This is a genomic window from Massilimicrobiota sp. An105 (assembly GCF_002161155.1).
In the GTDB taxonomy this organism is placed as follows: Bacteria; Bacillota_I; Bacilli_A; order Erysipelotrichales; family Coprobacillaceae; genus Allocoprobacillus; species Allocoprobacillus merdigallinarum.
Genome location: NZ_NFLY01000063.1, coordinates 1 through 10,173, shown reverse-complemented (window position 1 = coordinate 10,173; position 10,173 = coordinate 1). Strand labels below are relative to the sequence as shown.

The window sequence follows — 10,173 nt, the reverse complement described above, 5'->3', positions numbered from 1 at the left end:
ATTGAAAATTCTATCAATATAGCCAAAATATTCTTTTATATTTTAAAATTAAAAAGTCGATAGATGTCTTAATAGATTTCTATCGGCTTATAGCTTCTTAAATTGACGACATTGGATCAATATAAAACAAAATCTGTTTTAATTGTATTCTATCATTCTTGCTGGTTTTAGATTTTTCTTTTAATTCATCTAAAAATTCTTCAATATCAGAATGATTATCCTTATCAGAATAAAATTCTACCCTATACATAATTTATACTCCACTTCTGATATTTATATTCATATAATAGCATATATGCTATTAAAAATAAATATCTTTTTTTCTTTCTCAAATCAAAAATCCTAAAATAAATCCCATAAAATCTATGTATGTTACCAACATAATATATATAGCAAAAATGATCTCAACTACAAATGAGATCATTATTCCAGTACCAAAAACCCTATAAACAAAATTTTTATGAAAAATCATATTCCACAAATTGTAAAAAATTTGTTTGGATTTATACAATATATTTTTTATTTTCTGAAATTCCTTTATTGTTGAACCTTCCCAAAAAGATATTTTACATTCACCTGTTCTGCATACTCTAAAAAAAATTTTAACAACAAAATACATGAGTAGCAAGTGGATATATAACCCTATAGAAGAACTCGGTTTTAATTCATTAACTAAAGTTTCATTAAAGTATTCATTATCACACAATACACCTAATCCTATCAAACAAGCATAAAACACAAAAATAAATATTGGGAAAGTAAAAACAGTTTTCAATATTTTTAACAAGCTTACATTATCTAAAACTCTATAAACCATATCTTTCATAACATTTATCACTTTTATATCCCTACCATACTCAAAATAATGCCTCTATCAATTATTTTCATAAACTTTTCATCAACACATCCAATATAATTATCTAATCTTTTTTTATCAATCGTCCTGATTTGTTCAAGCATCACAAAACTTCTCTTTGGTAAACATTCTATATCTAGATCAACGTGATAAAAAGATTTCTTCTTTCTTTTTTGATCACTAGAACTGATTGGAGCAATTATAACAGTTGGAGAATAAACATTTCCTTTGTCATTTTGAATAATCAATACTGGTCTTATTCCACCCTGTTCTGAACCCATAGTAGGAGATAAATTTGCAAAATATATTTCACCTCTTTTCATCTTTACATTCACACCTTCTTTCTTCGTGGTATTTCTACCACCAATTGTCCCATTATATGTACTCTATAAAATAAGTAAAGAAAGGACTCTTTCTGCCCTTTCTTCATATATATACACTTCAATAATCAAATATTTTTTTATATCACCCAACTTTCCTCATAAAGTTAGAAATATGCTAAAGTCTTTTGACTCATGCTCCTATCATCATCACGTCACGGCATCCTGTATAGATGCTAGCTACTCGATTTTCATCTCTGTTTGACAGTTCATTTACTAGCATATTTTATTTGATTATCAAAGTTCTTTTCTCATTTCATTTATTTTTGTTCAGGTTTTCTTTCCTGATTATTCACTTGATGTTCATTGTTTTTCATCATGTTCAAAATTCTTTGAGCTTCATTGTTATCTACTGTTCTTACTTTTTCAGCTCTATATGTCTGCATCAACTGGCTAAAATTACCACCACCAGAAATATAATGTCCAATAAGCACCTGATCAAAATCAATAAATGCTTTTTCTAGTGGATTGTTTTCAACTTTATGTGCTAATGTATCTAAAATTCCTTTATTCGTTCCTTCATAAGTAACATTAACCGTAATCTGCTTTCCATTAAAACTATTGATACATTTCACTGAAAATACATTATATTCAATACTTTGTCCTTCTACATTTGCAGTTTTTCGTGAAATCGTATAACCGTTAAATTCCATCAATCCTAAACGATCACTTAATTTATTTACTTCAAAATCTGTCAATGCTAATACTTTTTGAATTCCATTTACAATTTTCATCATTATTATTTACCTTCTTTAACCTTTCTCTATTTCATTTATTACCCTTTTCAAAATCTTATAGTTTTGATATTCATATTGTCCCAACTTTAACTCCTTTCCCTGACAATACGGTTAAATTCATATCCTTTAGATAAAAATATTATATAAACAAAAAACCTGCATCAGATGTTTTATCAAAAAAACATCCAATACAGGTTATATATCCTATATGGTGGAGCTTAGCGGGATCGAACCGCTGACCTCCTGCGTGCAAAGCAGGCGCTCTCCCAGCTGAGCTAAAGCCCCATTATTCAATTATACATGGTGGGCCTGAATGGACTTGAACCATCGACCTCACCCTTATCAGGGGTGCGCTCTAACCAGCTGAGCTACAGGCCCATGTATATATATAACAGTTATTAATGGTGGGCCTGAATGGACTTGAACCATCGACCTCACCCTTATCAGGGGTGCGCTCTAACCAGCTGAGCTACAGGCCCATTAACGACTGCCCTAATATATTAGCATAGGCTTCTTTTTTCGTCAATACTTTTTTTATTTTTTAAGATATATTTTTATAATGGAGCAGATAAAGCCTGAAAGTAACCCTGTATTCCATCACTAATCACTGTCGCCAGCTTTTTATGATAACTGCGACTTTTTAACTGTCCTCTTTCATTAGCATTAGATAAAAAGCCACATTCAATCAATACACCCAGTGATTGTGTTGCACGCAAGATATAAAAACTACTTGATGAAATATTTTTCCTTGTTCCCGTTAAGGTTTTCATTTGATTATGAATACTATCAGCTAATCTTTTCCCATCCTCACTTTTTTTATAATAAAAAACTTGTGATCCCCAGGCACTAGAATTTGAAGAATTCAAATGAATACTTAAAAATAAATCTGGCTGATATTCATCAATCTTTAACGCTCTTAAATACATATCATCCTGTTTAGAATAGTTATAATTTCTTCTTGTCATATCCTGGTCATCTGTTCTTGTCATATAAACCGTCGCTCCACGTGATTCCAATTCTTCTTTCAATGCAAAACTGATTTTCAAATTTAATTCATCTTCATCGACTCCAGCAATACTCGCTCCATTGTCTAAACCCCCGTGACCAGGGTCCAAAACTATCACTCTTTGATTTAACAATTGTGATGATGAAACATGAATAACTGGTTTATATAAACATGTACATAAAGCAAAAAGAATAATAAAAGACATCATTTTTTTCATATGAATCATCACCCGTTTATTTATATGAAAAAAGAAATGTCTTTATGCTTAGAGTCTTTCTCCTTATATTAACCTTTAGCAACAGATAAACGTTTTTTCTTTAAATCTTTTCCAATTGTCAGCATCATTGTTAAATAACATGCGCCTCCACCAATAAAGTTACTGATAGCTTCAGCAATAAAAACACCATCAATACCCATATATATAGGCAAAATCAAAGTCAATGGAACAACAATCATCACTTTTCTAAAAAGTGAAAAGAAAACCGCCTGTTTAGACTTTCCTAATCCTACCGCCACAGCTTGTCCCGTCATTTGAAAAGCCATCATAAAAAAGCCAAAAAAGTATAAATGAATAGCTTGCGTTCCATGTGTTATGATTTCTGGATTATGACTAAAGATCTGAATATAAAATTGAGGAAACAAAGTAATACTGAGCCATAAAAGAAAACTCGTTAAAAAGCAAGTGATTGTTGTAAAACGAATAGCTTTTAAAACTCTTTGATATTGTTTAGCTCCATAATTATAGCCAAGCACTGGCTGTGAAGCGTTAGCTAAGCCTTGTCCTGGTAAAGATACAACCTCTCTAATAGAATTAATAATTGTCATAATCGCAATATAGAAATCTCCACCATATGTCTGAAGTGTGGCATTACAAACAATTGTAACAACAGAATTTGTCAATCCCATCATAAATCCAGCCATCCCTAAAGCAAATATTTTTTTCACATGTTTTATTTTTAATTTCAGTCTTTCTTTTTTTAATTTCAATATCGTTTTTTGACCTGTTAAAAATTGGAATGTCCATAAGGCAGATACAAACTGTGATATTACAGTTGCAAGCGCTGCACCTTTGACTCCCATTGCTAAAACAAAAATAAAGATAGGATCCAAAATAATATTTGTTATAGCACCTAACAAAACTGTCATCATGCCTATTTTCGCAAAACCTTGACTATTAATAAAACTATTCATGCCTAAACCAATCAAAACAAATGGCGTTCCTAATAAATAAATGCTCATATAATCATTCGCATATGTAATGGTATTCTGACTGGCTCCAAAAGCCCATAATAACGGTTCTTTAAACAACAGTCCAATGATCATAATCAAAACTGAAAAAAGAATCAGTAAAGAAAACGAATTCCCCATAATTTCTTCTGCCAAATCATGATCTCCACTTCCTCTCGCTATAGAACAAAGTGGTGAACCACCCATACCAAATAAATTCGCAAAAGCAATAATAATTGAAATTAATGGCAAACATAAACCTAAGCCGCTCATCGCAAGAGTGGCTACATCAGGTAATCTTCCAATATAAATACGATCAACAACGTTATATAAAATATTGATAAACTGTGCAACAATCATTGGTCCAGCAATATGTAAAATATGCTGGGATACATTTCCTAATGCAAAGTTATTTTGATTTTGCATTTATATAAGCTGTAATAAATCTAATGGTTTTTCTAAAACAATTGTTGCATTTTTCATTTCTTCTTTAGCGACATTACCCCATTTGGCATATGTTTTTTCTTTATCTTTTATATTTAATTCTTCCATCACTTTCATACCAGGATAAGCCGCAAATTTTAAAATGTCTTCAAAACTCCAATCTTCATTTAATTCTTCTTTAATAATTCTCATTAATGGATACATATTCATATTTAATGTATTTAAAACTGTTCCATCAATATCATAAATAACTGCTTTATACTTTTTCATTTATTTTTCCTCTCTTTGATAAATCTTCATAAGCTTCTTTTAACCACTGATGTGGATATAAAATACGTTTATGTTGTAACTGTTCTTTTAAAAATAAATAAGCACTATATGCTAGTGACATCTGCATTCCTTCTTCAATAACATCTCAATAAGGAGGAAGTCCTGGTTGATCCCATTGTATTTTATCAGCTAGAAAAACAACGAGATCTATTTGACTAGGGTGTGCTTTGAGTGTCGTATGACATGTGATAGCTGATAAAACCTCTTTATCTTCAATTTGAAAGATGTTTTGTGCAAATAATGCAGAAACTCTTTGATGCAGCAGGAATGGATACTTTTTTCGGATGGATCTATTGTCCAGGCATTTTGTAACGCTATTTCCATCATTTGATTGTGAGAAATCACAGCACTGATGTCGTGTAATAAAGCTGCCTGATAACATTTTTGAGGATCAACTCCAAATCTATGAGCAAGTTTCAGACTCTCATTTGCAACTTTCAGACTATGTTCTTTCGTATGAATACAGTGATATGTATCAAAAAACTGACAAACATTCTCTTTTAAACTCAAATCTGGTGATATAAGATAGTCCATCATTGGCTATTCTCCACATAGCGATCAATATGACGTTCTACGACATCAAATGGCGCTGTTCCCGTTTCTAATAACGCTTCATGAAATAACTTATGATCAAAATTGTCCCCTAACGTTTCTTGAGCTTCTTCTTTCATTTGTGCTATTTTTTCATATCCAACATAATAAGGAACAAATGCTACTGGATTAGCTTGAAGCTGTTTATATAACGCTGACAAAGACTCTTCATCTAAAAGCATTCCATTGTCTTCTAAAAAATCAAGAACATCACTTTGACTCCATCCTTCATAATGAATACCAATATCTATCAAAATCGTTAAACTATTATTCAATAATTCTGCTTCTTTATATAACTGCAAAACATCTTCATCAATTTTATCTGTTAAATACTTTAAACATTCATATTGTGCATATGTCGCATAGCCTTCACTATATGCCTGACAGCTGGCAATGGCTTTTCTAAAATTGTTTGTCTGATTTTCATACATATACGCATATTGATACATGTGTCCTGTTAGCCCTTCATGTGCCACTGTTGCATAAGTAGATATCGTCTTGACATCATTTGTTTTAGGATTAACTCGCAACTGTTTCACTTGTGTTCCATCTAATGTAGGAATATTAAAATAAGCTGTTACCCCTGAATCAGAAGCTAAATTTTCATTGACATCTTGAATTTGATATGACAGTTGATCAACTTCAGGAAAATCTTGCGATAAATTTTGTTTAATAAACTTCAAAATTTCATCGTAACTCTGGAAATTTGTTTGAGGGAAATTCCCATTTGTATAATCTTCATAAAGCTCAGGATTTTGAATAGCTAATACAACCAGACGTTGCATATGCTGATGAAAAGCATCTTCCATCATATTTTTGACTTCTTCTACTGTTTGATCAGTTCCACTGCTTTGTTGTAATAATAAAGCATAGTATTCTTTACCATCTTTGAAATGAGCGAGTCCCTGCTCATTATTGGTACCATCTTTAAGATGAGATAAAGTAGTTATGATTTCTTGATAAGCTGGAAAGAAAGATGTTTGAAAAGCGTCTTCCATTTGTTGTTTATAATCTTCTTTCTTTTGCTTTGTGATATCTAGATTTTCAATATTTTCATAAACAGCCTGTAAAACAGGACTATGATCTTTTTGATCTAAAATTCTTTGACAATAAGTTAACACTGAATCAAAATCAATCATTAACAAACCTTTTTGAGCTTGTGTTTTTGTATAATCTAAAGCTTCTTGCGTATAGGGTAAAATATCTTTAACCATGATAATCATATTTTGTAAATCTTCTTCATTTCGTATGTCCCAATCAGTTAGTAAAGTTGGATATTGATAATGTAATCCTGTCATACTGGCAAATAAAGAACCATAATAATCAAATTTTTCATCACTCAATTTTTGATCAATTGATAATTGTGTTTTATAAATATCATAAGAATCTTTTTGATCTTCAGTTAAAGCATCATAATCAAATTCCATTAATTGTTCATAGGTATCATTTAACTCCTGTGTGAGTTTTTGCTGGTCATCTTGAGATGCACCCATGCCTAGTCCAACTTCTACCTGACTCATATCAATTCCAAAATCTTCTGGATGAGTCACATAAGTATGTAAAGTCACATAATCGTTTTCCATCGTTTCTATAAATTCCTGATTTAAAAATTGATCAAACTCTTTTTGAACTGTCACATTATCTTGCTGGCATCCTACCATGCAAAAGAATAATGTTATGGACAATAAAAACTGGATTGACTTTTTTAAATATTTCATATTTTTCCTCATTTCTTATTTGTTGTTATCTACACTTTCCGTGACTTGACTGACATCTTCCCAATGTAAGTTTTGAACTTCTGTTAGTAGTGATGAAAATATTTTTTTATCTGTTTTTCTATAAATCCCATAATACATCACATGTGCCTGTGGATCACTAATAGGAATAGCCTTGCGATTTTCTGATTTTCCTTCCTGTTTCATTGTAATATCACTTCTAAAATGAGGTAATGCCGATGCCTTAATCAATTCATTGAAAACCTGCCCATCTTCCTGAAATAACAAATGTGATTGAGGAATGACTTTTTGACAGATTTCATTCCAGAATCCTATTTTTGACAACAACAGAACACTTTCACCATTTAAGTCATCAAATGATATTTCTGGAAATAAAGCTAAAGGATGTGCTGGTGGTACAGATAAAAAGAGATTTTCTTCAAATAATGGCACACATTCATAATCAGGATCATCAATAGGATGATGAAAAACAATAATAGAAAATTCATAGTTTTTTAATCCTTGCAGTAAAATGTCTTCTCGAGAATCAAGAACATCATGAATTTGCATTTCAGGGTATAATTTTTTGAAAACATGACGTAATCCCCAGATGGGTGCTGGTGCACAGGACCCAATTTTCACTTCGTATTGGCTACGATTATAGGCCTGCAAAGTATTCACAATCTTTTCTTTATCATTTAAAAGTTTCTCAAAAAGTTCCACAGCCAATTTCCCATTTGCATTCAATTCAACTTTATTTTTCTTACGGTCAAAAAGCTGAATACCTAATTCATCTTCCAGACGTTGAATCGAACGTGTTAAAGCTGGTTGCGATATAAGTAAAACTTCAGCCGCTTTAGAAATTGTTCCCACTTTCGCAATCGTTAATAACTGTTCTAACTGATAAAATTCAATCATGAATACACCTCCATTTCACTATGCATTTTAATTATAGCACAATAAAATATTGATATTGTACTTTTTTCAACTCTTTTTCTAAAATAACAAGTGAAAGGAGGAGGTCAATGCAATATCAAAAACTCAATAATGGTGTCATGATGCCTATGTTAGGTTATGGAACATTTCAGATTCCACCTTTACAGACTGAAAAATGTATTCTTCATGCCTTAGAAAGTGGTTATCGTCTTATTGACAGTGCGGCTGCTTATTTGAATGAAAAAGAAATTGGTAAAGCTTTACAAAAATCTCAAATTCCTAGAAAAGAACTCTTTATCACAACCAAGGTATGGGTTCAAGATGCTGGTTATGAAAAGACAATGAAAGCTTTCCAGACATCTTTAGAAAATTTCGGTTTAGATTATATTGATTTGTATCTGATTCATCAACCTTATGGTGATTACTATGGATCTTATAGAGCCATGGAAGAATTATATATGAAAGGAAAAATCAGAGCACTGGGTGTCTGTAATTTTAGTCCGGAAAGATTTGTAGATTTATATATGAACTGTTCTATTAAACCGATGATTAATCAGATCGAATATCATCCATTCTTTCAACAAAAAAAAGCTCATCACCTGTTTGAACAATATCAATGTATAACACAGGCATGGGGACCATTGAATGAAGGTCAAAGACATATTTTTGAAAATCCAATATTATTAAAAATAGCAAAAAAACATCATAAAACAGTTGCCCAAATTGTATTAAGATGGCAAATCCAACAAGGAATTATTGCGATTCCGAAAACAATTCATCAAGAACGCATGATTGAAAATATGGATATATGGGATTTTCAATTAGATCAGGATGATTTTATAGAAATGAATAAACTCAATCTTGGTCATAGTGAAATCATTGATTATCAATGTTATTCAACTGCTAAAAACTTAAACAAATTTAAAATTCATGAAAATTCAACAAAGGAGATACACATATGAAAACATTTGAACTCAACAACAAACAACACATTCCTGCCGTCGGTTTTGGCGTTTTTATGATTCCAAACGATGGCCCAACTTATGATGCCACATTAGCTGCTTTAAAAGCAGGATATCGTCATATTGATACAGCTGCTGGATATATGAATGAAAGCGATGTTGGAAAAGCAATCAAAGATAGTGGTATTGATCGTCAAGATATTTTTATTACTTCTAAATTATGGTTACAGGATTATGGATATGAAAATGCGAAAAAAGGGATTGAAAATTCATTAAGACTGCTTGGTGTAGATTACATTGATCTTTATTTATTACATCAGCCCTATGGCGATTATTTAGGAGCATGGAAAGCTTTAGAAGAAGCTTATGAAGAAGGAAAATTGAAATCTATTGGTATTTCTAATATCACTGTCAACTTATGGAATCAATTTAAGGATGGTATGAAAGTCATGCCTGCAGTCAATCAGGTAGAATTTAACCCATTTGTTCAACAAAGAGAACTCAGAAAAGTGATGGATGAAAATCATATTCTTTTAGAAGCATGGTATCCTTTAGGACATGGTAATAAAGAATTATTAGAAAATCCTGTTATTTGTGAATTAGCTGACAAATATCATAAAAATGCTGGTCAGATTATCTTACGTTGGATTTATCAGGAAGGTGTTATTTCTTTACCAAAATCTACAAATCCTGAAAGAATGAAAGGAAATATTGATATTTTTGATTTCGAATTGAATGCCCAAGAAATGGAAAAAATGCGTGCTTTAGATACAGGTAAACCAACACACAATCCTGAAGATCCTGCCAATGAAGTCAGATTATCACAATTAAAGATTCACGATTAAAAAACATGATATCAGATTAAGGAGGTGAATCTACGACTAGCATCACCAAGTCACTAGGACCATTTCCTGATGGTGAGTTTGATGTTGATGTGTTTAGAATGCTGACCTTAAAACAAACAAAAATGACAAAAGCCTGTCCTGAAA

The 10,173-nt window shown here is 31.4% G+C and carries 13 protein-coding genes and 3 tRNA genes; 2 read left to right on the top strand and 14 right to left on the bottom strand.

The window, feature by feature from the left end:
- Positions 1-97 precede the first annotated feature (97 nt).
- The 14 genes from B5E48_RS13650 to B5E48_RS12525 form a co-directional block, all read right to left on the bottom strand.
- Positions 98-250 carry a hypothetical protein gene (locus B5E48_RS13650; RefSeq protein WP_158097300.1) on the bottom strand — a complete coding sequence of 51 codons (153 nt, stop codon included), beginning with the start codon at positions 248-250 and terminating at the stop codon, positions 98-100.
- A 78-nt stretch (positions 251-328) separates the two neighbouring features.
- Positions 329-826: a hypothetical protein gene (locus B5E48_RS12580; protein ID WP_087305413.1), complete on the bottom strand. Its 498-nt coding sequence runs from the start codon at positions 824-826 to the stop codon at positions 329-331.
- Positions 827-840: 14 nt separating this feature from the next.
- Positions 841-1,179 carry a type II toxin-antitoxin system PemK/MazF family toxin gene (locus tag B5E48_RS12575; RefSeq protein WP_087305411.1) on the bottom strand — a complete coding sequence of 113 codons (339 nt, stop codon included), beginning with the start codon at positions 1,177-1,179 and terminating at the stop codon, positions 841-843.
- A 317-nt stretch (positions 1,180-1,496) separates the two neighbouring features.
- Positions 1,497-1,973: a hypothetical protein gene (locus B5E48_RS12570; RefSeq protein WP_087305409.1), complete on the bottom strand. Its 477-nt coding sequence runs from the start codon at positions 1,971-1,973 to the stop codon at positions 1,497-1,499.
- A 209-nt stretch (positions 1,974-2,182) separates the two neighbouring features.
- A tRNA-Ala gene (locus tag B5E48_RS12565) sits at positions 2,183-2,258 on the bottom strand.
- Positions 2,259-2,274: 16 nt separating this feature from the next.
- Positions 2,275-2,351 (bottom strand) — tRNA-Ile (locus B5E48_RS12560).
- Positions 2,352-2,375: 24 nt separating this feature from the next.
- Positions 2,376-2,452 (bottom strand) — tRNA-Ile (locus tag B5E48_RS12555).
- Between the two features lie 75 nt (positions 2,453-2,527).
- Complete coding sequence (locus tag B5E48_RS12550; protein ID WP_087244813.1) at positions 2,528-3,196, bottom strand: N-acetylmuramoyl-L-alanine amidase family protein; 669 nt, start codon at positions 3,194-3,196, stop codon at positions 2,528-2,530.
- A gap of 68 nt (positions 3,197-3,264) precedes the next feature.
- Positions 3,265-4,632, bottom strand: a complete 1,368-nt coding sequence (locus tag B5E48_RS12545) for an MATE family efflux transporter (RefSeq protein ID WP_087305407.1) — start codon at positions 4,630-4,632, stop codon at positions 3,265-3,267.
- Positions 4,633-4,920: an HAD hydrolase-like protein gene (locus B5E48_RS12540; protein ID WP_241146983.1), complete on the bottom strand. Its 288-nt coding sequence runs from the start codon at positions 4,918-4,920 to the stop codon at positions 4,633-4,635.
- Positions 4,907-5,041 (bottom strand): hypothetical protein, encoded by a 135-nt coding sequence (locus B5E48_RS14000; RefSeq protein ID WP_255376279.1) that lies wholly within the window; start codon positions 5,039-5,041, stop codon positions 4,907-4,909. The genes B5E48_RS12540 and B5E48_RS14000 overlap by 14 nt, the downstream gene beginning before the upstream one ends.
- An 86-nt stretch (positions 5,042-5,127) precedes the next feature.
- A complete protein-coding gene (locus B5E48_RS14140; protein WP_158097299.1) occupies positions 5,128-5,514 on the bottom strand; it encodes an HDIG domain-containing metalloprotein in 387 nt (128 codons plus the stop codon).
- A complete protein-coding gene (locus B5E48_RS12530) occupies positions 5,514-7,289 on the bottom strand; it encodes a DUF885 domain-containing protein (protein ID WP_087305402.1) in 1,776 nt (591 codons plus the stop codon). The genes B5E48_RS14140 and B5E48_RS12530 overlap by 1 nt, the downstream gene beginning before the upstream one ends.
- Before the next feature lie 15 nt (positions 7,290-7,304).
- Positions 7,305-8,204 (bottom strand): LysR family transcriptional regulator, encoded by a 900-nt coding sequence (locus tag B5E48_RS12525; RefSeq protein WP_087305400.1) that lies wholly within the window; start codon positions 8,202-8,204, stop codon positions 7,305-7,307.
- A 107-nt stretch (positions 8,205-8,311) separates the two neighbouring features.
- Here B5E48_RS12525 and B5E48_RS12520 point away from each other — a divergent pair, with 107 nt between their 5' ends.
- Entirely contained in the window at positions 8,312-9,184 is an 873-nt protein-coding gene (locus B5E48_RS12520) for an aldo/keto reductase (RefSeq protein WP_087305398.1), read from the top strand.
- Entirely contained in the window at positions 9,181-10,029 is an 849-nt protein-coding gene (locus tag B5E48_RS12515) for an aldo/keto reductase (protein ID WP_087244820.1), read from the top strand. The genes B5E48_RS12520 and B5E48_RS12515 overlap by 4 nt, the downstream gene beginning before the upstream one ends.
- The last annotated feature ends 144 nt before the right edge of the window (positions 10,030-10,173 follow it).

What these genes read in the sequence shown, in the direction of transcription:
- B5E48_RS13650 (WP_158097300.1), bottom strand. Translation starts at nt 250, where the DNA reads ATGTATAGGGTAGAATTTTATTCTGATAAGGATAATCATTCTGATATT.
- B5E48_RS12580 (WP_087305413.1), bottom strand. Translation starts at nt 826, where the DNA reads ATGAAAGATATGGTTTATAGAGTTTTAGATAATGTAAGCTTGTTAAAA.
- B5E48_RS12575 (WP_087305411.1), bottom strand. Translation starts at nt 1,179, where the DNA reads ATGAAAAGAGGTGAAATATATTTTGCAAATTTATCTCCTACTATGGGT.
- B5E48_RS12570 (WP_087305409.1), bottom strand. Translation starts at nt 1,973, where the DNA reads ATGATGAAAATTGTAAATGGAATTCAAAAAGTATTAGCATTGACAGAT.
- B5E48_RS12550 (WP_087244813.1), bottom strand. Translation starts at nt 3,196, where the DNA reads ATGAAAAAAATGATGTCTTTTATTATTCTTTTTGCTTTATGTACATGT.
- B5E48_RS12545 (WP_087305407.1), bottom strand. Translation starts at nt 4,632, where the DNA reads ATGCAAAATCAAAATAACTTTGCATTAGGAAATGTATCCCAGCATATT.
- B5E48_RS12540 (WP_241146983.1), bottom strand. Translation starts at nt 4,920, where the DNA reads ATGAAAAAGTATAAAGCAGTTATTTATGATATTGATGGAACAGTTTTA.
- B5E48_RS14000 (WP_255376279.1), bottom strand. Translation starts at nt 5,041, where the DNA reads ATGTCACTAGCATATAGTGCTTATTTATTTTTAAAAGAACAGTTACAA.
- B5E48_RS14140 (WP_158097299.1), bottom strand. Translation starts at nt 5,514, where the DNA reads ATGGACTATCTTATATCACCAGATTTGAGTTTAAAAGAGAATGTTTGT.
- B5E48_RS12530 (WP_087305402.1), bottom strand. Translation starts at nt 7,289, where the DNA reads ATGAAATATTTAAAAAAGTCAATCCAGTTTTTATTGTCCATAACATTA.
- B5E48_RS12525 (WP_087305400.1), bottom strand. Translation starts at nt 8,204, where the DNA reads ATGATTGAATTTTATCAGTTAGAACAGTTATTAACGATTGCGAAAGTG.
- B5E48_RS12520 (WP_087305398.1), top strand. Translation starts at nt 8,312, where the DNA reads ATGCAATATCAAAAACTCAATAATGGTGTCATGATGCCTATGTTAGGT.
- B5E48_RS12515 (WP_087244820.1), top strand. Translation starts at nt 9,181, where the DNA reads ATGAAAACATTTGAACTCAACAACAAACAACACATTCCTGCCGTCGGT.